Raw genomic sequence first — 22,385 nt, 5'->3', positions numbered from 1 at the left:
GAGGAGGGATAACATGGCGGAGGACATTATTGTAAACCATGATGACTGGGGTTTGCATCGTAAAGGGTATTTGGATCAAAGGCGACACAAGGAAAAAGTTGAAGAAGTCATAAAACAACAACTCGGCGATTTAATTGTCGATGAAAGTATCATCTTATCCGATGGTAAAAAAAGCACAAAGATTCCTATGCGATCTTTAGAAGAGTTTCGCTTTAAATATGATCTTAATAAAAAGAATCATACGGGTCAGGGAAATAAAAAAATGTCCCCAGGCGATATCCTGGGGCGTGAACAAGGCAAAGGAAAAGGATCCTCGGGAAGCGGAGCAGGTGAAAGCCCTGGGGAGGATATTTATGAAGCTGAAGTCACTTATGAAGATTTAGCTAACATTCTCTTTGCTGAATTAAAGCTTCCCAATCTGGACGATAAGAAACGCCCGTTGATTGCTCATGATCGGCCTGAATTTAATGATGTCCGCAAAAAAGGGCTTATGGCCAATGTCGATAAAAAACGTACGCTTCTGGAAAGTATCAAAAGACAGGCTTTGCAAGAAAAAGAGGATAAAGACCAACGGCTTAAGATTACTCCTGAGGATTTACGATTTAAGACCTGGGAGACTCGTCCGAATTTCGAGACGAATGCCGTCATTTTAGCGATGATGGATACGTCAGGATCCATGGGACAATTTGAAAAGTATATTTCACGTACCTTCTTCTTTTGGATGGTCAGGTTTTTACGTCTTAAATACGAAAATGTGGAAATTCGATTTTTAGCCCATCACACGGAGGCCAAAGAAGTCACCGAAGAAGAATTCTTTACTCGGGGAGAAAGCGGCGGAACACGCTGTTCTTCAGTGTATAAATACGCTTTGGATTTAATTGAAAGCGACTATCCACCAGCGCATTACAATATCTATCCGGTTCATTTCACGGACGGAGATAATATAGGGTCGGATAATTCCCGGGCTTTAACACTTATGAAAAACCTCGTCGAGGTGAGTCAGGTGGTTGGATATGGTGAGATTCTGAGGACCCATTATTCCAGTACGTTAATGTCGACATTAAAACGAATTACTGATCCAAAGCTCAGATTAGTAACGATTCGTGATCGCAATGAAGTTTATGATGCTTTAAAGGCCGTTTTCTCTTAAGGCCCCAGAAGAGTTATCATAAGGGGGGAAGGCATGGATACAGAGATGGTTAGGTTAACGGCCATAGCTCAGAACATCGCTCAGGTGGCACGAGGTATGGGACTTGATTTCTATCCGGTGAATTTTGAGATTGTTCCTGCCGAGGCCTTGTATACCTTTGGAGCCTATGGCATGCCCGTGCGATTTGCTCACTGGAGCTTTGGCAAGGCATTTTATCGCATGAAAACTCAGTACGATTTGAACTTAAGTAGGATCTATGAGCTGGTCATCAATACAAATCCTGCCTATGCGTTCTTGCTGGAGGGTAATCATTTAACCCAGAACAAACTTGTAATAGGTCATGTCTATGCCCATGTAGATTTTTTTAAGAATAACCATTATTTTTCCCATACGCCAAAAGACATGGTGGAAAGAATGACTGCCCATGCGGAAAAAATTCGTGAATATGAAGGCTTGTATGGCAGGGAAAAGGTGGAATCTACCTTAGATGCAGTCTTGGCTATCCAAGAACACGTTGACTTTCGTTCTCATATCGGGCCGGATTACAAGAAAGACAAAACTCCAAACTATCCTCTAAAAAACAAGCAAACAGAAGGAGCACATTCTTGCCAAGGGCCGGGCTGTCAAGGTCAGGGCTGTTCTACAAAGGGAACTTGCGGGAGTTGCGGTAATTGTCAGCAGCCGAAAGTTTCAACAAGAGAGCCAAATAAGGCCGCGGCGAGAACACTGAGAAACTCGACTCCCTATGAGGATTTGTGGGAAGATCTATCTGATAAAGAACATGAGATGCAGCCGAAACAGGATTATGAGGACCTTTTGTATTATCTCATTGAATTTTCTCCGGGTTTGGAAGAATGGCAAAGGGACATCGTTAGCATTGTTCGCGAAGAGTCACTTTACTTTTTTCCTCAAATCGAAACCAAAATTATCAATGAAGGATGGGCAACCTTTTGGCATGCCAAAATAATGCGTGAACTCGAGCTTACCGAGAATGAAGCTTTGGAATTTTCCTTGATGCATAGTCAAGTCGTTCAGCCTTCACGCATGGGGCTTAATCCCTATTATTTAGGAGTAAAAATATGGGAAAGTCTTGCTAAGAAGAAATCGCTGGAGGAACTCTTCGAACTGCGGGAGACGGAAAACGATCTATCCTTTATCCGCAATCATCTGAGCAAAGAATTAGTGGAAGAACTCAATTTGTTTAATTTCCGCAAAGCAGGAGCCCACTGGCAAGTCACAGACATTGATTGGGAGAAAGTTCGGGACAATTTAGTCCTGCAGCTTGTTAACGGCGGCAATCCGCGTATTGTTGTGCAAGAGGGAGATTATGAGGGCAAAGGGGGACTTTATCTTAAACATTGCCATGAAGGCGTGGATCTTGATGTTGTTTATCTTGAAAAGACCCTGACTTTAGTCCAGTTTCTTTGGGGAAAAGCCGCAGCTCTGGAAACAGTCGTTGATGGAAAACCCTATATTTTCGAAGTTAGCGATGGGCTTGTCAGCCGACGGCAAAAAAACAAAGCCGATAATAATTAGTAATGCAAAATGAAAATTAACATGATACTCTGGCCAAAGCAGATGAAACTTTAATCTGCTTTGGTCAATTTTCGGAAATGATTTCTCAGGAAACTGGTAAAGATTTTGAGTCTATGATAAAATACCCACGGTATGTTTTTTAATGGTAAATAGGAGGTATAATTTGGAAACGATTATAACTCAACTTGGACAGTTTGTCATACATATCATTTCTTCCTTTGGCTATGCAGGAGTGTTTTTGGCAATGGCGATTGAAAGCGCTTGTATACCTCTGCCAAGCGAAATTATTCTTCCTTTCACTGGATATATGGTTTTTAGCGGTCATTTTAGCTTTTGGCAAGCGATTATTGCCGCTACCCTGGGAAATCTTTTTGGAGCCTTAGTCGCCTATTACGTTGGCGTATGGGGTGGCCGTCCTTTTTTAAAACGCTATGGCAAATACTTCTTTATCAATGCTAAAGAATTAGCCTGGACCGAGAGGATCTTTGAACGCAACGGTGAAATTACAGTCTTTATTGGTCGTGTATTGCCTATTGTTCGAACATTTATTTCCTTACCGGCAGGAATTGCCCGTATGAATCCCTTCAAAATGGCAACCTATACGACAATTGGAGCGTTTCTTTGGTGTACCTTATTGATCTATGTAGGCCGAAAATTAGGCGAGAATTGGAACGCCCTTAAGCCCTATTTTCATCGCGCTGATGTTGTCGTGGGAGGGGCAATCGTCGTCATCCTTATTTTGCTGGTTTGGAAACACCTAAAAAAACGATAAGCTTTAAAATACGACCAGGCACAGGCTATCAATCATAATGCTTGAAAATTAAGATAATCTGGGGAAGGGGCTAGGCATGCACGAATTAGAACACTATGTAATGAACATAATTTTTCATTATCGTTATGCCGGCTTATTTATCATGCTTATGGGTGGTATGATTGGTATCCCTGTTCCCGATGAGTTTTTAATGACTTTTAGTGGTTTCCAAACGATCTTAGGCCGAATGAACTTTGCCAAGACGCTTTTGGTTGCTGGCTTCGGCAGCTTTATGGGAATGAATTTAAGCTATTGGATTGGCCGAAGGTTAGGAATCCCTTTTCTGCAGAAAGTTGGACCTTTTTTGCATTTTAACGAAAAAAAGATTAAAAGCGCCGAACATTGGTTTCGGCGCTTTGGTGATCGCTTAATTGTTATAGGATACTTCTTCCCGGGTTTTCGGCACTTTACAGCATATTTTTCAGGTATGAGCAAACTGCATTACGGTCGTTATGCATTGTTAGCTGCAACCGGGGCCTTTCTATGGGCGCTTACCTTTATTACTCTAGGCCGGATCTTGGGCGCGCATTGGGAGAAGATTACCTTCATCTTGCATCGTTATCTTGTTAGAGGTGGAATCGTTCTTGCCCTGATCGTCTTTGTAATCTATCTCTATAGTATGAAACGAGGCAAAGCGAGTTTAGAGGATTGATTGCGGCGGTTTTAAATCTTCTTCAGTTTGACAGTGAGGACATAAACCGAAAAAGCGCAGCCAGTGATTTTGAATACGGTAACCACTTTGAGCCTCAATAGTTTGAGCAAGATGCCTAATGGGACAGTCACCTAACTCTTTACTTTGGCCGCATTTGGTACAAATAAGCTGATGTCCATGTTGTTCAGCGGCGTTTTTTAGACAATACCGTTCTCCGCCGCTTCCAAATTCCTCTTTTTCCAGCAAACCGATACTGTTCAACAGTTCCAAAACACGATAGATAGAAACGACTGCAATGTGATTGTCGTTCTGTTCTAGAATGTGATGAATGTCATAGGCTCCCAGATAATCGGAATTGTGACAAAGAACTTCTACAATGTGCTTACGAGCTGATGTAAGGCGATATCCTTGTTGCTGGATATATTGAAGAATTTCTTCATAGTTCATATCGTTATCTCCTATTTCGGGCGGTTAAGGCCGCTTATTTTTTTACTGTCGTAACGTATAACCTTTGGTTACACATTTTCCTCAGCATATGGGCAACCAAGCTGCCGCTATCGCCAGTGACCAATAAATGCGAAGACAGTATCATAGTTTCTTTATAGTTTCTTTTAGCCCAAAGCTTCGCCTAAGCGGTTGGCGTTCCCTTGAAAAAATAAGACTAACTAAGAAAACTACTGCAGCAGTTAAGGCAATACTTGCACCCGAGGCAACGTTGAAGTAGTAAGAAATATAAAGGCCAATTACGGCACTGGTTAGACCAAAGATAATAGCAAACAGAAGGAGTGTTTTTAAGGAATGAGTCCATTGTTGTGCTGAGGCAGCAGGAATGATTAAGAGGGCAGTAACCAATATAATCCCTACAGTCTGCGAGGCAATGACGACAGTAATTGCGATCATGATGAGCATCGAATAATGAAGGATCCCTCGCGATAAGCCTGCAACTTCAGCCATTTCCGGGTCAAAGGCATAGAAGACAAATTCTTTAAAGAATAGAATTATAATTAACAGGATAAGAACGGATGCCCCTAATATTATTCTTAAGTCAAAAGGCGTGATGGCCAAAACAGAACCAAAGAGATATCCTGTAAGATCCGTTGTGTAAAATTTCATACTGCTAATTAAAGCAATTCCTAAAGCCATTGAGGTTGAGAAAATAATGCCGATGGCTGTATCTAGCGTGACCTTAGCTTTTGCATGGACAAATCCGATGAGCAGCGCCAGACCAACCGTATAAAAATTGGCAGCAAGGTAGAGATCCCAATTTAGAAGGTAACCTATGGCCAAGCCTGCAAGAGAGCCGTGGGCTAATCCTTCGCCAATGAAAGCTAGACGCAGTAAGACAACAAAACTTCCGATGACTGCACATAATATACCAATTGCCACAGTCCCAATAAAAGCGTTTTGCATAAAAGCATAATGAAGGGGGTCTAAGAGCAAGTGCATGAAATAGAATCCTCCTTAATCGAAAGACGAGAATCCTCATCGACGAGTTGATGGGGCCAAGGAAGTCCAGAAAATGTTTGGGTTAATATTGCTGGTGTCAGGACTTTTTCAGGTGGTCCGAAGGCAATAACTTGCTCATTTAAGCAAAGAATTCGGCCAAAGTGGTGAAAATCCAAAGCTAAGAGATCATGAGTGGTGGTTAGGGTTGTTATTCCATCTTCGTGAAGCTGTTCGAGCAGTTCGTAAATACTTTGCTGGGTTGGAATATCGAGTCCTGTTGCAGGTTCGTCTAATAGCAAAAGTTTTGATTCTTGGGCCAGAGCACGGGCTATAAATACTCGTTGTTGTTGCCCCCCCGAGAGCTGGCCAATTGGACGATCAGCAATTTCCAACATTTTAACGCGTTTGAGGGATTCCTGAACAACTTGATGGTCTCCTTTTCTGGGAAAATGTAAAGGCCCGAGACGTCCGACACGGCCTAACATGACTACTTCATAGACGGAAATAGGGAATTCTTTGTTGATGGATTTGAGCTGGGGTACATATCCGATTTGGTGCCGGCGGCGCCAGGAGCGCTGAGGTCGTTCGCCAAAGACGCGGACTGCTCCCTGATAAGGTTTGTTGAGGCCAACGATACTGCGGATAAGAGACGTTTTTCCAGATCCGTTAGGCCCAATGATTCCGATACAGGATCCTTTAGGGATGCGCAGATGAATATCCTTAAGGACTTGCCGATCGCCGTACTTGAGGCTAAAGTGATCAAATTCTATGACAAAACTATCAGACATGGTTTTAGGCCTACTCTCTACGTTATTTTAAAGCAGAAACGATGACTGTGGTATTCGTTTTCATCATCGCAATATAGGAATTAGAGTCCGGGGTATCCCCTAAGGTATCATCATGAAGATTGTCGATAAATTTCACACCAGTTTCTGAGGCTAACTGTTGCGCTAACTTCGGATTAAAACCTGCTTCGCTGAATACGGCATGAATCTTTTGTGCATGGATAAGTTGGATTAAATCAGCGTACTCTTTAGCCGAGGGTTCGGCTTCGCCGGTATGCAGTAAAGGCTGAACGAAAGTTAAGCCGTATTGTTTGGCATAATAACTCCAGGCATCGTGCAAGACGACCATCTTTCGTGATTCTGGCGGAAGACTGGAAACTTGGGAGCGAATCCATTGATCAAGCTCCGTCAATTTCGTAAGATACGCTGCAGCGTTTTGAGTAAAGTACTGCTTATCTTCCGGATAAGTCTGAGATAATTGATCACGAATTGTTTCAACATACTGTTTGGCATTTTGCACATCGAGCCAGAGATGGGGATTGCCTTCTCCTCCCTGATCTTTGCCTAATATGGTTAGGCCATTTGACAGCACAACTGTACGGAGGTTGGGATTACCGGCATTGGAAATCACTTTATTTAAATACACTTCTTCACCTAGACCATTAGCGAAGAAGATGCTGGAAGCAGCAACTTGCCGAACGTCTGAGGGTTTAGGCTCGAATTCATGAGGATCGCTCCCGGCAGGCACTAAATTAATGACGTTAACTTTATCGCCCGCCACCTGTTTGATAAGATCCGCAATAGGAGAGATACTAGTAACCACCGTTTTAGGCTGGGTCGAAACCGCTGGAGCCTGTGTACTGCAGCCACTGACTAGTAATAAAGAAACAAGTACGATAGTCCAAAAGACGTAGATAGGTTTGGGAGACATGGGACACACTCCTTAATGTAATATTGTTTCAATAAGGAGTGTAATATATGATCTTAGAAATGTCAATTTTTATCGCTCCCCCGAGGTTATTTCTTTGAGGATTAGGCTAAAATTAACTCAAGTGGTATAATTTAAAGGATAAACATAAAGGAGGCTGCTCTCGTGGCAAATGAAAGTACACAAGATTTAGAACAAACTAAAAATCCGATGGTTACTATTGAAATGGAAAACGGTAATACTATTAAGATTGAACTATTTCCGGAAATAGCACCGGAAACGGTCAAGAACTTTATAACTCTTGTAGCGCAAGGATTTTATGATGGCCTTATTTTCCATAGAGTTATTCCCGGGTTTATGATTCAAGGCGGAGACCCCAATGGCACAGGCATGGGCGGAAGCAAACAGACAATTCGAGGGGAGTTTACGGGCAATGGATTTAGGAATGATTTAAAGCATGAACGTGGTGTTATATCCATGGCTCGAACTGCCAATCCTAATTCAGCCAGTTCCCAGTTCTTCATTGTGGTCAAGACCTCAAGTCATTTAGACGGACAATACGCTTCTTTTGGAAAGGTTGTTGAGGGCCTTGAGGAAGTTGACCGAATTGTTAATGTGTCAAGAGACCGTGCCGATAAACCTCTTGAAGACCAACGAATGAAGAAAGTGACCAATAACGCGGAATAGGAGGGCTATGCCCTCTTTTTCCCTCTAAGAGGAGATAGTTATGTTCGATCTAATGCGTTTATTTGTTCAAGTGGTTGAAGAGGAGAGCTTCACGGTTGTTGCTCGGAAATTAGAGATTAGTCAGCCTGCTGTTTCGAATCAAATGCGAGCCCTCGAAGAGAAATTAGGCGGTGTCAAACTCATCAATCGCAAAGGGAAAGGCTTTGTCCTAACTCAAGAGGGAGAACTATTTTATCGCCATTCAAAACATATGCTGGAATCTTGGACAGAATTGATAGAAGAAATTGGAAATTCCGAACGAATTATGAGTGGGAAACTACATATCGGAGCTTCTAATGTCCCAGGTGAATATTTACTGCCAACGTACTTAGCAAATTTCCGCAGGTCCTATCCTGATATAACCTTTAAATTAACGATTGGAGATAGTCTGGAGATCGCTGAGAAAGTTTTAAACCACGAGGTAGACTTTGCTGTTGTAGGCGCGGTCTTCGATACTGAAAAATTAACGTCTGAATATTGGCTTAAAGATGAACTGGTCATACTTGTTTCCAGGGATCATCCGTTACATTCAAAGAAGAGCACTGATCTTCAAACACTCAAATCTTATCCAATGGTGATCAGAGAGAATGGATCTGGACATCGCCGTGCTTTTGAAGAGGCTCTCGCTAAACACGGTTTTGATTTGCATGATTTCAATATCGTTCTGGAAGTTGGCAGCACGGAAGGCGTTAAAAACTCTGTTCGATCTGGATTGGGCTATTCATTTTTATCAAGGCATGCCATTGAACAAGGCGAAAAATCAGGTTTGGTTGAATTATCTGTCAAGGATTTGAGTCTGGAACGTGGTTTTTATCTTTTAACCCGCCGTAATAAATCACTATCATATATAGCCGAAGAGTGTTATCGTTACCTTTCCCTTCAAAGGCTAGACCCTAAATAACTTGGGAATGGACATTGAATTTCCAGCATAGGCTAACAATGACATTTTAATATCGATGATAAAAAAGGAGAGGATCGCTTGAACTGGTTTTTAAGCGATTTTAATATAAAGGCGTGGCGTTTCATGAAGCATTACGAACTCGAAACTGCGCCAAGCATGACGCTTATTTACGGGCCGCCGGGTGTTGGCAAGTCTTCCCTTTTAAATTTCCTTAATCAAAACAGGAAAAAAGAGGGGAGTATTTTAATCGATTCTACATCCTTTTCCCGTCAATATGCTTTTGCTGCACAGGAAAGTAAGCTCCCCCGGTTTCGCCAATACTATCGCGCTGCATCCTTGCTGCTTTTGGACGATTTGCAATGTTTAGCCGGAAAAAAGCAGACGATTGAAGAAATTCTTTTTACTTATGAAAACATCGTTCAAAGAGGAGGTAAGATGGTAGCGGTTTTGGAAACTGATATGCTGAATCTGAACTTTTTAGGAGACCGTTTGACGTCGCGTTTACTAAGCGGAATTGTCATCCCCATCAATAAGCCTCAGGGCTATGAGGTGGAAGGTTTTGTGGAAGAATACTCACATCGCTTATTGCTTTCAATGGATCCCGTAATTCCAGAAATGATTGCCCAGCGAACAGAAGGTCTCACCGAGGCGCAAAAAGTCCTTCATAGGTTTTTGGAATATGCGGAATATCATAACGATGAACTTAGTAAGCAATGCTTTCTATCCTATTGGCAAGAGGAGGTCAGGAAACAGAGTCAAGAGATAAGCCCAATAAACATCCTGTGGGCAACGGCTCAAGTCATGGGTTTTACTCTTGAGGAAATTATTAGCTCAACTCAGAAGTCTTCTGTCAACGAGGCCAGGCAATTAGCAATTTATGCGATGCGAACCCTTTGCAAGCTCTCATATCCAGCCATCGCTTCATATTTTAAGCGGCGGCATTCTACCATTATTACGGCCTATAAGAAAATGGAAGAAAAGTTGCTTGAGGATCAGGAATTATTTAACCGCTATCAAGAAATAAAAAATAAGTTTAAAGATATTGCGAAGGAGTGATCCTATGTCAGGGTCGATTCAGAGAATTGGGGTGCTTACAAGCGGAGGGGATGCCCCCGGAATGAATGCTGCTGTTCGAGCAGTTGTTCGTAAAGGTATTTTCCACGGACTAATGATTTTTGGTATTCATCGAGGGTATGAGGGACTCATTCACGGCGAAATCCAGGAAATGAGTATCGGTTCCGTAGCGGATATCGTTCTACGGGGAGGAACAGTCCTGAAAACTGCCCGCTCGGAGGAAATGAAGACTCCAGCCGGACAACAGAAGGCCTTAGCTCAATTGCAGGAACGAAAGATTGATGCCCTCGTTGTAATAGGGGGAGATGGGTCTTTTCGAGGTGCCCAAACCCTTGTAGCTCAAGGAGTCAAGGTAGTTGGGATTCCGGGCACCATTGACAATGATATTGCCGGAACAGATCTAACCATTGGCTTTGATACTGCAGTGAATACAGTCGTTGATGCTGTAAGCAAAATTCGTGATACGGCGTCATCTCATGACCGGACATTTATTGTTGAGGTTATGGGACGAAACTGCGGGAATATTGCCCTCCAGGCGGGTCTGGCTTGTGGCGCAGAGTCGATTCTGGTACCGGAGATTCCCTATGATTTGGATGAAATCAGCAACAAATTACTCAGAAGTCATCAACGGGGTAAGAATCATAGTATTATCCTTGTTTCGGAAGGCGTAGGAAGCGCCTACAAAATCGGAGAAGAATTGCATACCCGCTCAGGCTTTGAAACCCGGATTACAGTTCTTGGGCACTTGCAGCGCGGAGGAAATCCCAGTGCTCTTGATGCCGTGATTGCTGCAGCAATGGGAGGGAAGGCCGTTGAAATTCTCATGGCCAATGAAACGAATCGTATGACAGCTTACATTAATCAAGCTGTAGTATCCCGGCCTCTTGATGATGCTTATGGCCCTCGTCGCCCTCTAAATCGCGAACTTTATGATCTGGCTAATGAGTTGTCAATTTGACGGATGGGTAGAAGTGGGAGTCTACGAGTCGCTTGGATAAATTATTTGTGGAGATGAGGTTTTGCAATGGCTAATGAAACATCCAAACTTTGCATCGATTACACAGGAATGATGTATTCGTCTCAAAATCCTAAAGGTTTTTCCAAAGAAGATTTACAAGGATTGCAAGCAAAATTGGACGAGGCTCAAAATTCCTTGCATGCCCGGAGGGAATCGGGAAACTTGGATTTTTCTCTTCTTTTGCCGGTAATGCTTAGCCAGGTTCCTGAACTTTGTGATTATGCTGATCAAGCTGCCTCTCGATTCGAGAACTTTGTTGTCTTGGGCATAGGAGGGTCAGCGCTTGGCCCTTTAGCGGTCCAGCAAGCCTTAAATCATTATTACTACAACGAATTGACACCGGAAAAGCGGTCTGGCCGGCCTCGATTTTATGTCTTGGATAATATTGATCCGGTTCGTTTTCGAGAGCTAGATCAAATTCTTGATCCGCAAAAAACTCTCTACAATGTTATTTCCAAATCAGGAAATACCTCAGAAACCATGGCTCAATTCCTCATTGTTCGAGATTACTTGCGTCGTTCCTGCGGAGAAAGTTATGCTGATCATCTCGTTGTTACTACAGACCAACAAAAAGGCAACCTTTTGCCTATAGCCCTTAAGGAAGGATTTAAACGTTTTGTCATTCCTTCAGGTATTGGAGGAAGATTTTCTGAACTGACCCCAGTTGGTCTTTTGGCGGCGGCGATCTGCGGAATCGACGTCGAACAACTTTTAGCAGGGGCTGCAGAGATGGACCGACGAATTAGGGAAACAAAGGGAGCATTTGCTAATCCTGCCCAATTGAAGACAGCCCTGTCATATTTGTCCTGGCAAAAAGGAAAAAATATCTCAGTGTTTATGCCCTATGTGGACGGCTTGAAAACAATGGCTGATTGGTATGCTCAGTTATGGGCAGAGAGTTTAGGCAAACGTTATGATCGGTTAGGGAAGGAGGTTACTTTGGGGCAGACACCGGTAAAGGCCCTGGGAGTAACGGATCAACACTCTCAGATTCAATTATATACTGAGGGACCGGATGATAAGGTTATTACCTTCTTAAATCTGGAAAAATTCCAAGAAACTCAAAAAATACCTATGGATTTAACCTTACCGGAAGATATTCGGTTTTTAGGAGGGAAAACCTTAGAGGAGCTTTTATTTGCTGAGCAAAAAGCTACCGAATATGCCTTAACCTTGGCGGGTCGGCAACATTTGAAAATTATCCTTTCTGCCTTAACTCCCTATAATATTGGGCAATTACTTCTTCTTCTGGAATGGGAAGCTGCCTATATGGGTGAACTGCTCAACATCAATGCCTTTGATCAACCAGGGGTAGAGGAAGGCAAAAATGGTACTTATGGTTTAATGGGACGCCCCGGCTATGAAGCTAAAAAATCAGCCATCGAGGCCTATGGCAGCGAACGGTATATCTTAACGTAAATGCTAAGGTGAATCTGTACGTAAATCTTAACGCTCGATAAACTCTCTTGTACTTGTTCGAGGTATATGAGGGTTTCTTTGTGTCTATTTTTAGAAGGATTTTACCAATTAAAGTCGAATTTATTCCAAAAGAGGTGAAACCATGGAACCTATTTTTGCCTTGGATATTGGAACTCGAATGGTTATGGGGTTAGTGATGACTAAAATCCAAGATCAAGGGTATGAAATTCTGGCAAGTGCCTGTATTGAACATCGCCAGCGTGCTATGTATGACGGGCAAGTTCATGATGTTAATGAAGTGGCACGAGCCGTCAGCACTGTTAAAGAGACTCTGGAGAAAACGTTGGATGTAAGCCTTAAACAAGTTGCTGTTGCCGCAGCCGGCAGGGCCCTGCGTACAGAAATTGCCAGCGCCGAACGTCGGGAATTGCTGCCTGTGCGGTGGGAACAAGAAACGATCTTGGCTTTGGAATTAGAAGCAGTCCATCAAGCTTTGCATCAATTAATATCAACCAGTGAACATAACTCAGATCAATATCATTGTGTTGGATATAGCACTATTGCCTGCTGGAACGAAGAAGAAGAGATTTCCAATCTCATCGGGCAGCGGGGAAAAAAGGCCAAAGTTAAAGTGATCGCCACGTTTTTGCCCAGAACCGTTGTCGATGGTTTAGTATCGGTTCTGGGCCGAGTTGGTTTAGAAATGATGAGCTTAACTTTAGAACCTATTGCAGCAGGGCAGGCAGCAATCCCTCAGAATATGCGGCGCCTGAACCTGGCGCTTGTTGATGTGGGGGCGGGGACAGCAGATATCGCCCTGACTCAGGAAGGATCTTTTTTTGCTTATGGCATGGTGCCGATGGCTGGGGACGAGGTCACAGAAGCCATTTGTGAGCATTATCTCCTTGATTTTAAAGTGGGTGAAAAGATCAAGAGGGAGCTAAGTACTAAGTCTCGATTAAAATTTGCAGATTTTCTCGGTAACAAGGTAACTGTTTCTAAGGAAGAAGTACTAACGGTGATTGAACCTGTCGTCAGTAAACTGACCCAAAATATAGCCAAGGAAATCACAAAACTAAATGAAAAGGTCCCTCAAGGGATTATTCTTATTGGCGGAGGAAGTCTAACGCCGATGCTCCCCAAAATGTTAGCAGAAGTTTTAGGAATTTCCCCAAAACGCGTTGGAATTCAAATTCGCGAACGTTTAGAGGACGTTCAAGGGGAAAAAGGTCTTAAGGGGCCGGAGAGTATAACTCCTATAGGGATTGGTATATCCGCACTTGAAGGAACCGGACTTCAGTATTACACAGTAATTGTCAACAACATACCGATACCAATTTTTGAGGTGCAATTGACAACGGTAGCCGAGGCTCTGCTTGCTGCGGGAATATCTCCTCGTTCCTTTGTCGGGAAACCGGGGGCTGCCCTAACCTTTGAATGGAATCAAGAAGTACGGATAATCAAGGGAACTATGGGGCGGCCGGCCCAATTGACGGTTAACTCACGACCGGGCCGATTTGATCAGACGTTGAACAGCGGAGACCATATTGAGTTCATGCCCGGCCTCCCCGGCAAAGATGCTGAGGTGACCACCGGTGAAATTCTGCCTCCCTTTGAAAAGAAATGGATTTTCTGGAATGGCAGGCGGGAAGACTTTTTGCCCCGGGTTTATTTAAATAATCAGGTGTTAAACATTGACGATAAAATTCAAGACGGCTATAAGTTAACCTATATTTCAAATGATAATCTGCAAAATTTATTAGAGCAAAAGAAAACTCTGTTTAAAGAGCCAATTTTAGCACCTGTAACCTTAACCATTAAAGCTAATGGGGAAGTGCTGAAAATTGTTTTGGAACGGCAGTTACTGGTTAATGGTTGTCTTATTGAGGAAATCTGCCCGATCCGAGATGGAGATTCTATCGAGGTTCGTCAGGAACAGAAAACGGTTGGCGAATTGAGTCTCCAACCAAAGCCGCTGATTTTTACGATTAATGGTCAAGAATTTGAATACCCTTCCCAAGTTGTTGAAATCTTATTTCATGGAAAACCCGTCTCAGATAACGAGTTACTCGAAGACGGAATGGATTTAAGAGTTAACGGTTATAAAAAGATGCCGATTCTTTCAGATCTATTGCCTTACGTTAAGTTCCCGGATGAGATGCCGAAAGGGGCTTCTCTAAAATTATGTGTAAACGGGCAGGAGGCCGAATTTACGACGGCCCTCCATCCCGGAGATCGCGTGTCGGCTAGTTTCGAGTAACGATTGGTAAAAGATTGAGCAAAAGAACACTTGACATTCTTTCCAGAGGCCATAAAATGGTGATGGAGGTGTAAATAATGCTCTTTCAATGGTTAGTAGCTCTTATTGCTGTCGCTATCTTAGTAGTTACTGTTTATTCAGATGCTTTAACTGGTAAAAGGAAACATTCAACCTATTTCCAAGCAGTTCAAAAACCTTTGGGAAAAAATGAACGAGAGGCTTCTATTCCTGATTCGGACCGGCATAATCGTTTCTTTTCTAAACTGAATACTTTATAAAACATGACAGATCCGATGGACATAGCATCGGATCTGTCATTATTTTTTGTACTATCGTGCTCTAGGCGTAGTCTGAATTGCAATTTTGGATATAGTTGGATATAATCAAAGGAAGTTTGGCTATAATACTGGAAACTTGAAAAAACAGGCAGATATAGTTTGAGTGGAGGAAAAATTAATGCATCAGTTTTGGTTTTTTATTGGAAATTTCCCAATACGTGCTTATGGCACGCTTTTTGCGTTAGCCTTTGTTCTGGGAGTAGGAGTCACTTTATACTTTGCCAAAGCTGACAAACGAGAAGAATATATGGAGACCATGCTTGATTTGGCGCCTATATTACTTCTTTGCGGGTTGCTGGGTGCAAGGATTTGGCAGGTGTTTTTTTTCGATTGGTCTTACTATAGCAAATATCCTGGTGAAATTATTGCTATCTGGCATGGAGGACTTTCTATCCAAGGCGGAGTCGTCGGGGCCTTATTAGGAGGAGGACTATATGTCTGGCGTAAAAAACTTCCCTTCTGGGATCTTGCCGATTTAATTGCTCCTGGCTTGATGCTTGCTCAATCAATAGGCAGAGACGCTAATCTAATGAATGGTGATGCTTTCGGGGGTCCAACAGGAGGAAACTTTGGCATCCTCTATCCGGTAGGGACAATTGCCCGGGATACTTTTGGCAACCAACCTCTTTGGCCAGCCGAAGTATGGGAAGGACAAGCCGACATTATTATCTTTGCAATCCTCGTCATCCTCAAGCTAAAGAAATGGCCCTCAGGGACGATTTTCCTGCTTTATTTAGTCTTCTATAACACCTCAAGGTTTTTCCTCGAAGGGCTAAGAGGTGACAGCCCAAGGTTCTTGTTCCATTGGACAGCGGCACAATGGAGCAGCTCGGTAGCTGTCATTATCGCCTTATGTTTGTTGGTGTGGAGAATCTGGAAAGATCGTCAACATAAGGACATAAATAATACTCCCGAGGATTTGATTTAAGGAAGGTTATCATTCTTCTTAGTCCCCAATCCTTGTGAACATGCTTTACTGATGTTCGTCTTTTTGAATTGTGCAAAACATGGTTTCTTCAGAACTGAGAATAAACTGGATTGCTTCTAAAGTTGCATTTTGTATTTCGCGGCGGGTGGCTAAATTTTCCGGTATAACCAAATGCTCAAGAATTTCCGGGAGTATGGTTATGGCCACACGCACAGAGGTGCCCGAATATGCAAAGAGGTATTTGTGCTGTTTATTCTCATCGACCTTTAGTGCTCCTCGGCCGAAGGTTGCATGATTTAATATTTGAAAGGCGTCTAAAGCACAAGAATGGGTATGGGCTGTCACCATAAGCTCAGCGCTGGGTGTTGGTTTAATACCTAATTCGCGCATAGCAATTTGGGCAACCCGGTAACCTAAGGCTATTTCCGGACAGGTATGGCCGTGAAAATCGATCACTTGTTCCCAGGGAGTTTTTTCAATACACATAGATTATTCCCCTTTCGATTGCTTTGAGGATATTGTATAACTTAGGGGATCAAATGAAAAGAGTTATGAACACATAAATAGATATAGTGATATTTTATTGCAGGAAATTTTTAATATAAATAGAAATTAGAGGGAAATCTTTAGGGATTTCCCTCTAATTTCTATTTATCGTTGTTTGATGAGTTCAAGTTCAATTGTTCTAAGTGTTAGGGAAAAGTACTCCAATAATTCCGCCTATTCCACCGGATACAAGAGCAATAACGGCCTTTTCACCCATCCTGAGCCATGAAGGCGCATCCGACCACAAAACGGCCGATAGAATAAGAACGACGAGTGAAAAGCCCAATCCGATGGCAAGCCCGTAGTATAAACCTTTAGTGCCTGCTTGATGTGCAGTAATAAAGGATGCTGCAAAAACACTAAAGCCAAAGATAATATTGAGGAACAAGTCTGATTCTGGAACGGATGTGTAGGAAAGAACGATTCCGAAAACTACCGATAACAATAAGGCTGACCCGGTTGCTAAAAGAATTCCTTTTAAAATCATCGTTAACTGAAAGGATTTTGTCATGGTATCCCTCCTTTAATTGTTAACTACCTATGCCTCTTTTCCTAAGAGTATGACAACACCTTCCGATAAAGATAAAAATATATTTGCGAGGAACCAGCCGGAGAACATACTTTTAGTTTAGTAGATGGAGTAATTCAAAAACTTTATGGAGATAAGAAGATTATTTTAAAATTGTATTTCAAACTTCATGTTAAAAGTAATCCTTAGTATGGATTTTTGTTTAAAATTTGCTATAATATTAATTATTCTTCAGTGTTTTAATTAGTGTTGTGGAAGGATGGACTAGCTTTGAGATTAAAGGAAAAAACTCATCGGAAATTTGTCGATTTTTTTGAGAAGATTTCTAATATGTATCAAGGACAAGATTTTGAATTAGCATATTCAGATATTCAGAGAGAAACGGGAGCAGCAAGTGTCACCTTAAAACGAGCTATTCAAGCATTGGCAGAAGATGGGGTACTCGACGTTCAGCCCGGAAGAAATTCCAGATACGCTCGGTTTCGTTACCTACTAGCAACCCAAACAGTTGACGGTATAGAACCTTCGTCTAGTGAAAAAGAGAACGATGAAAATCCTACTGACGACGAACAACAAAATAATGATACCATTAACGAAAATCTCCAGGAACTTCTTCAACTCGTCGATCATCTTCGTCGCCGCGTACGTAATCAAGAGATGTCCATTGCTTTATTGCAGGATCGAATGGCGGAAATTGAGGATAAACTGCGAAAACGATAATTTCCAAGCATTTGCTAGAGATTTTTTTGAATTATGGTGATATAATAAAAACATAGCCTGACTTGTGCGTAGAGATCTTCATGGTTTTGATCCTATTAATGACACGGGAACTAAATGCCATGTAACTACAGCAAGCCCTTTCTTTTTGAAACAGGGAAGTTGGAAAGCATGGACTAGGTGCCCACCTGCGAAAGCGGGGTCAGAAACCTGAAATCTTACGGCAAGTCGGGGAGGGTAGGGAGAATTTCCTACCCTTGTTGTATTATCAGAAGATCTAATTTATACACACTGTTGAATATCCGCGAAACAAGGCGATCTTTTTCTATCAGCTGCTTTGTGCCGGATAAGTTTCTTTTATAAGAGGTGTACGAATGACAAGGATAATTTTGACTCGTCATGGCCAAACCTTGTGGAATACTGAAGGGCGTGTACAAGGGCGTCTGGATTCCCCTCTTACCGAAACTGGGCTGCTTCAGGCTCAATCTTTGGCTAATAGGCTTAAAGACGAGGGGATTCAATATATATATTCCAGTGACGCTCCTAGGGCTCGTGGAACTGCTGAAGAGATTCGGCGAGAAATCGGATTGGATCAACTGATCGTCAATCCTGCCTTGCGAGAATTTTCCTTTGGCGATTGGGAAGGGCATATTTGGGGAGAATTACGGAAAGCATATCCGGATTTATTTAAAATATGGGATTCATCTCCGCATTTAGTCACGACTCCCGGCGGTGAAAATATGGAAATGGTACTATTACGCTCCTGGGATTTTGTACAAAAGATTCTTGCCAACCATCCAGGAGAGACTATTTGTGTGGTAACCCATGGGCTAACCCTGAAACTATTAGTAACTAAAGCTTTAGGTTTTGAGATTCATGATTGGGCCAAAACTCCTTGGCAGAATAATACTGCCCTCAATATTTTTGAAGTTGACGGTAATGGATGGAAACCGGAGTTGGTCGGAGATTGTCAGCACTTAGAAAAAATTGACCAAAGATCTTAAATCCTTGATTCATATAAAAACCACCCAAGGCAAAATGCTTTGGGTGGTTTTTATATGAATCCGGGATCTTTGCTTAAGGTGAGCTTTTCTTCCAATCCTCTTGAAACATCTGGTCCAATTTTGAGGTTGCAGTAGGAGAGGGGACTGTAATAGAAAACTCGTGATCTGCAACAAAGTTATAACGTGTCCATTCGGAGCCGCTTGCCAGAAAGGAGTTCTGGTCAAAAATTGCCAGATGAAGTCCGAGAGGTGACTGCTTAGGAAAATAACGTATGAATATGCCGCCTGCTTTTAATTTTTCCAGAGTTACCGGTGTTTTGCCGGCAACAGTGGAGTCTAAGATAATGCGGATATCTCGGCCTTTTCCTGCAGCATCAAGTAAGGCTTGAACGATATCTGGTTCAGTGATTTCTGTGTTTTCAATCCAGATGGATTTTGTACTGCTGGATATATACTCCAGTAGTTGTTGCTTGACGTTAGCGTTGACAGCCAATGTAATATTATCGTTATTAAGAGTCGTTGTTTTTGGTACATCTAAAGGGAAGGTTGTGGTGAATTCCCAATCTTTGGAAAAGAGAGCTGCGATTTTCAAGGCAGAACTTCCGGAAAGCTCCACAGCTAAATCATGAGCTTTGAATCCTTCACTTGTCCAGGATGGTCCGTAAACTAAAGCTTTGTTTTGGTCAACAATTAACCACTTAGTATGGTCACTTTGTCCTTTCTGAGCAGGATAATACTGAATCGATACATTTTGATTTTTTAACTGGTCGAGAGTAGCCCAATTTTGTTTTTGCCATTGGTCTAAGAGGATATGAACTTCGATACCTGAATGGGACTTAGACAGCAAAAGATTGATGAGTTGAGGGTCGTCAAACTCGGCTTGTTCTACGTAAATTGAGGATTGTGCTGATTGAATCAGAGTAATGGTGCGTTGATAGATGGCCTCTTGATCAATCAAAAGTGCTCCGGCAGAAAGATTGGAAGTAGGGGCCTTCTTAGCAAAAATCTTAGGAACTTTCATGGTACAGCCACTTAAAAACAGAAGACAGAATAAAAGAATAACTATTGTAACTAAGGGGATATGTCGCTTAGGCATAATATTTATTTCTCCCAAGGTCAAAATTTGTCTACATTATAACATATGTGTCCAAAAGGTTAAAAGATTGGAAAGGCATAACCTCAAGAAGTTTTTCATAAGAATTGGGCAGGGTGAGTTTAAAGCTTTGAAAGGGCATGGGGTTATGAGGGTGATGAAAACTCGTTGGACTATTATCGTGATGACGATTTTTAGCGTTTTGGTAATTCTAGGGTGTGTGAACAGTAAGGCTGAAGCTGTTTTGCCTGCTCAAGGATCAGGTTTAAGCTTCTCTGCAGCTTCAGCCTTTGATTATGTCAAATATCTTACGGATAAGATTGGTCCTCGCCCAGCCGGGAGCAAAGGAGAGATAAAGGCAGCTCAGTATATCGCTTATGTTTTAAGCCAAAATGGCTGGAAAGTTCGTGAACAGCCATTTAGTAAAGTGATCCTTCGCAATCCATCCCTCAACGACCCTCAAAAACGTGTTGAATTGATAAATAGTCAAAATATCATCGCTGAGCTGCCTGGGACACTTCCAGATACGGTTGTTCTCGGAGCCCATTATGATACGGCAGCAATGAATGTACCCGGAGCTGTAGATAATGGTTCAGGGGTAGGAGTATTGCTTGAACTTGCACGAGTCTTAAGCAAGGAACCTCATCAAAAAACCTATCAACTGGTTTTTTTTGGCGCGGAAGAAAACGGACTTGTTGGTTCGAATTATTACATCTCACAAGCTGATTTATCAGCTGTACAATGGATGATCAATGTTGATATGGTCGGAACTCCTTTGGAGATTGATGTTGCAGGCAATAAATCTGCCCCGCCGGAGCTGCTTAAACAAGTTTCTGCCTTGGCTAAAGAGAGCCATATTCCCTTTCATCTCAGCCGGGATTTTACCGTTATGACCCGGGACAATTCGCAGGGTGGTTCAAGTGATTTCAGCTCTTTTTTAGATCAGGGTATTCCTGCCTTGGGCTTGGGGATCTACGGAAGGCCGGAAGGATATTTCCATAGACCAGAAGATCGGCTGGATCATGTTTCTCTGGAAACTATGCAAACTGTTGGCAACTTTGTTCATTTGTTAGTGAATAACATGAAACTAGACAAACTTGGACCTCAGACCTGGGATGAGCTGTATCTTTCGTTTCAGATTGGCGGTAATGTTTTTGTACTGCCCAGTTTTGCGTTGAGAGGATTTATTATTCTTGTTTTGCTTTTAACAGTTATTATCTATTTTAATTACCTGAAAAAACGCAAGGATAAAATACCCTGGAAGAATGTTTTTATAAGTATTGGCATCATTATGCTTCTAAGTATGATCATCGTGGGAGCTGGTGGAATTGGAGAAATCCTCTGGCAAAGCTTAAAACATACCCAAAAGGTATATTACGCTCATCCGGAAGTATACCTCATTGCCCGTGTGGGGATTTCTGTCAGCCTGATAATGTTTCTTGCCGGTTGGCTAAAAAAGCTGCCAATGACCCGGGATGCAAACCTCTATTGGCTGACAGCTGGATTTCCGCTCTTGATTTTGAGTCTAACCTTAGCTCTTATACGCATTGATCTCGCCTTTCCTTTTGTTTTCTGGCTCTTTTGTCTAGACATTCAGTACTTTTTTTCCAATATCTTGTTCGTACTAATAGGTCCCTATTTCCTATATTCAATCCATTATGAGCTTCTGAATTCTGATCAGTGGTTGAGTTTTAATGAAGCCATCAGTAAATACCCTGTCATTTTTCTTGTAACATATGCCTTACTTTTAGTTCCCTTTTTGCTTGCCTGTTGTCATGTTGCCCTGAAGAGCTCCGCTCTTGTTCGGAAAATTTTGGCCTATGTAAAAATGCCGGCCTTGATCGGAATTAGTCTGCTGGTGCTTTGTTTAGGTTTTGTCCCCTCCTTCAACGAGAAGTACCCGCAGCAAGTTACGGTTCAAGAAGAATGGCTCGGAAGGCAGGAGGGGAAAATTCATATATATTCAGATGAACGTTTACCGAGTCAATTAGTGAAGGATCTAGGCGTCAAAGAAGGAAAAAGCGTCGAGGTACCTCTGCTCAATGAGAAAGCTCCTTTAAGTGTGGCGGCGACAGTTGAGGAAAAAAATCTAAATGCCCAAAGACTTTTGAGTTTAAACATAAAATTGAATTATCTTCAAGAGCCTTATTTGGTAGAACTAGAATTGGAAAGTGATCATCCTTTCGAAGTTAAAACGGATGAATTTCTTCCCATGTCTAAATTGTCTAAACAAATACAATTGGTAGGATTTCGGCAGCCAACGGGCAAGTATTCCCTGCTCTTACAAAGAACCCCGCCTCAGAGGAACAGCATTCATTTAAGCGTAGAAACTTCGGGATTGCTAACATGTTCAATCCAAGGAATCTTTCCCTGTTCGGAGCCCCAGCTGCAAATAAATGATGAACGATTATCGGTGGATTATCTGCGTTTATTTAAAGAAAACTATTCTTTTTAAGGAAATTTCTCTCGGGATAAGATCATTTATCGGTGGAAAACTAAGTTTAATTCGAGGAGAGGGTGAAAA

Annotated in this window: 22 protein-coding genes and 1 other RNA gene; 16 read left to right on the top strand and 7 right to left on the bottom strand. The window is 42.2% G+C overall.

The window, feature by feature from the left end; translation table 11 throughout:
* Positions 1-13 precede the first annotated feature (13 nt).
* The 4 genes from yhbH (at position 14) to B5Y67_RS18630 (ending at position 4,149) form a co-directional block, all read left to right on the top strand.
* A complete protein-coding gene (yhbH, locus tag B5Y67_RS18645; RefSeq protein WP_088227904.1) occupies positions 14-1,150 on the top strand; it encodes a sporulation protein YhbH in 1,137 nt (378 codons plus the stop codon).
* 33 nt (positions 1,151-1,183) lie between these two features.
* Positions 1,184-2,686, top strand: coding sequence for a SpoVR family protein (locus B5Y67_RS18640; protein WP_088227903.1), 1,503 nt, complete (start codon positions 1,184-1,186; stop codon positions 2,684-2,686).
* A 163-nt stretch (positions 2,687-2,849) separates the two neighbouring features.
* Positions 2,850-3,458, top strand: a complete 609-nt coding sequence (locus B5Y67_RS18635; protein WP_242976032.1) for a DedA family protein — start codon at positions 2,850-2,852, stop codon at positions 3,456-3,458.
* Between the two features lie 76 nt (positions 3,459-3,534).
* Positions 3,535-4,149, top strand: coding sequence for a DedA family protein (locus B5Y67_RS18630; protein ID WP_088227901.1), 615 nt, complete (start codon positions 3,535-3,537; stop codon positions 4,147-4,149).
* Here B5Y67_RS18630 and B5Y67_RS18625 read toward each other — a convergent pair.
* The 4 genes from B5Y67_RS18625 to B5Y67_RS18610 all read right to left on the bottom strand — a co-directional run bounded on the left by B5Y67_RS18625 (position 4,138) and on the right by B5Y67_RS18610 (position 7,311).
* On the bottom strand, positions 4,138-4,596 hold the full coding sequence (locus tag B5Y67_RS18625) for a Fur family transcriptional regulator (protein ID WP_088227900.1): 459 nt from the start codon (positions 4,594-4,596) through the stop codon (positions 4,138-4,140). The genes B5Y67_RS18630 and B5Y67_RS18625 overlap by 12 nt on opposite strands.
* A 141-nt stretch (positions 4,597-4,737) precedes the next feature.
* A complete protein-coding gene (locus B5Y67_RS18620; protein WP_088227899.1) occupies positions 4,738-5,595 on the bottom strand; it encodes a metal ABC transporter permease in 858 nt (285 codons plus the stop codon).
* A complete protein-coding gene (locus B5Y67_RS18615; RefSeq protein ID WP_088227898.1) occupies positions 5,580-6,383 on the bottom strand; it encodes a metal ABC transporter ATP-binding protein in 804 nt (267 codons plus the stop codon). The genes B5Y67_RS18620 and B5Y67_RS18615 overlap by 16 nt, the downstream gene beginning before the upstream one ends.
* Positions 6,384-6,405: 22 nt before the next feature.
* Entirely contained in the window at positions 6,406-7,311 is a 906-nt protein-coding gene (locus tag B5Y67_RS18610; RefSeq protein ID WP_088227897.1) for a metal ABC transporter substrate-binding protein, read from the bottom strand.
* A 162-nt stretch (positions 7,312-7,473) separates the two neighbouring features.
* Between B5Y67_RS18610 and B5Y67_RS18605 the strand changes: the two genes are divergently transcribed.
* From B5Y67_RS18605 to lgt, 8 genes are all read left to right on the top strand, one after another.
* Entirely contained in the window at positions 7,474-7,995 is a 522-nt protein-coding gene (locus B5Y67_RS18605) for a peptidylprolyl isomerase (RefSeq protein ID WP_242976031.1), read from the top strand.
* A 40-nt stretch (positions 7,996-8,035) separates the two neighbouring features.
* Entirely contained in the window at positions 8,036-8,935 is a 900-nt protein-coding gene (locus B5Y67_RS18600) for a selenium metabolism-associated LysR family transcriptional regulator (RefSeq protein ID WP_088227896.1), read from the top strand.
* Positions 8,936-9,013: 78 nt separating this feature from the next.
* Complete coding sequence (locus B5Y67_RS18595; protein ID WP_088227895.1) at positions 9,014-9,991, top strand: DnaA/Hda family protein; 978 nt, start codon at positions 9,014-9,016, stop codon at positions 9,989-9,991.
* Between the two features lie 4 nt (positions 9,992-9,995).
* Positions 9,996-10,967 carry a 6-phosphofructokinase gene (pfkA, locus tag B5Y67_RS18590; protein ID WP_088227894.1) on the top strand — a complete coding sequence of 324 codons (972 nt, stop codon included), beginning with the start codon at positions 9,996-9,998 and terminating at the stop codon, positions 10,965-10,967.
* Positions 10,968-11,033: 66 nt separating this feature from the next.
* Positions 11,034-12,446, top strand: coding sequence for a glucose-6-phosphate isomerase (locus B5Y67_RS18585; protein ID WP_088227893.1), 1,413 nt, complete (start codon positions 11,034-11,036; stop codon positions 12,444-12,446).
* A gap of 142 nt (positions 12,447-12,588) precedes the next feature.
* Positions 12,589-14,706: a cell division FtsA domain-containing protein gene (locus B5Y67_RS18580; protein ID WP_088227892.1), complete on the top strand. Its 2,118-nt coding sequence runs from the start codon at positions 12,589-12,591 to the stop codon at positions 14,704-14,706.
* A gap of 77 nt (positions 14,707-14,783) precedes the next feature.
* Entirely contained in the window at positions 14,784-14,984 is a 201-nt protein-coding gene (locus B5Y67_RS18575) for a hypothetical protein (RefSeq protein WP_088227891.1), read from the top strand.
* 178 nt (positions 14,985-15,162) lie between these two features.
* Entirely contained in the window at positions 15,163-15,972 is an 810-nt protein-coding gene (gene lgt / locus B5Y67_RS18570; RefSeq protein ID WP_088227890.1) for a prolipoprotein diacylglyceryl transferase, read from the top strand.
* Positions 15,973-16,017: 45 nt separating this feature from the next.
* Here lgt and B5Y67_RS18565 read toward each other — a convergent pair whose 3' ends face one another.
* Both B5Y67_RS18565 and B5Y67_RS18560 read right to left on the bottom strand, forming a co-directional pair.
* Positions 16,018-16,458 carry a formylmethanofuran dehydrogenase subunit E family protein gene (locus B5Y67_RS18565; RefSeq protein ID WP_088227889.1) on the bottom strand — a complete coding sequence of 147 codons (441 nt, stop codon included), beginning with the start codon at positions 16,456-16,458 and terminating at the stop codon, positions 16,018-16,020.
* A gap of 199 nt (positions 16,459-16,657) precedes the next feature.
* On the bottom strand, positions 16,658-17,029 hold the full coding sequence (locus B5Y67_RS18560; RefSeq protein ID WP_088227888.1) for a TIGR04086 family membrane protein: 372 nt from the start codon (positions 17,027-17,029) through the stop codon (positions 16,658-16,660).
* A 288-nt stretch (positions 17,030-17,317) separates the two neighbouring features.
* Here B5Y67_RS18560 and B5Y67_RS18555 point away from each other — a divergent pair, with 288 nt between their 5' ends.
* From B5Y67_RS18555 to B5Y67_RS18545, 3 genes are all read left to right on the top strand, one after another.
* A complete protein-coding gene (locus B5Y67_RS18555) occupies positions 17,318-17,767 on the top strand; it encodes an IclR family transcriptional regulator (RefSeq protein ID WP_088227887.1) in 450 nt (149 codons plus the stop codon).
* A 51-nt stretch (positions 17,768-17,818) separates the two neighbouring features.
* Positions 17,819-18,003: non-coding RNA, 6S RNA (gene ssrS, locus B5Y67_RS18550), on the top strand.
* 135 nt (positions 18,004-18,138) lie between these two features.
* The gene (locus tag B5Y67_RS18545) at positions 18,139-18,768 is read left to right on the top strand and encodes a histidine phosphatase family protein (protein ID WP_088227886.1); all 630 of its coding nucleotides are present in this window, start codon (positions 18,139-18,141) and stop codon (positions 18,766-18,768) included.
* Between the two features lie 73 nt (positions 18,769-18,841).
* Here B5Y67_RS18545 and B5Y67_RS18540 read toward each other — a convergent pair whose 3' ends face one another.
* Positions 18,842-19,864: a phosphatidylserine/phosphatidylglycerophosphate/cardiolipin synthase family protein gene (locus tag B5Y67_RS18540; protein WP_088227885.1), complete on the bottom strand. Its 1,023-nt coding sequence runs from the start codon at positions 19,862-19,864 to the stop codon at positions 18,842-18,844.
* Between the two features lie 154 nt (positions 19,865-20,018).
* Here B5Y67_RS18540 and B5Y67_RS18535 point away from each other — a divergent pair, with 154 nt between their 5' ends.
* On the top strand, positions 20,019-22,316 hold the full coding sequence (locus tag B5Y67_RS18535; protein WP_242976039.1) for a M28 family metallopeptidase: 2,298 nt from the start codon (positions 20,019-20,021) through the stop codon (positions 22,314-22,316).
* The last annotated feature ends 69 nt before the right edge of the window (positions 22,317-22,385 follow it).

Source organism: Desulfosporosinus sp. FKB (assembly GCF_002196705.1).
Lineage (GTDB): Bacteria > Bacillota > Desulfitobacteriia > Desulfitobacteriales > Desulfitobacteriaceae > Desulfosporosinus.
This window is presented reverse-complemented; position numbering and strand designations above follow the sequence as displayed.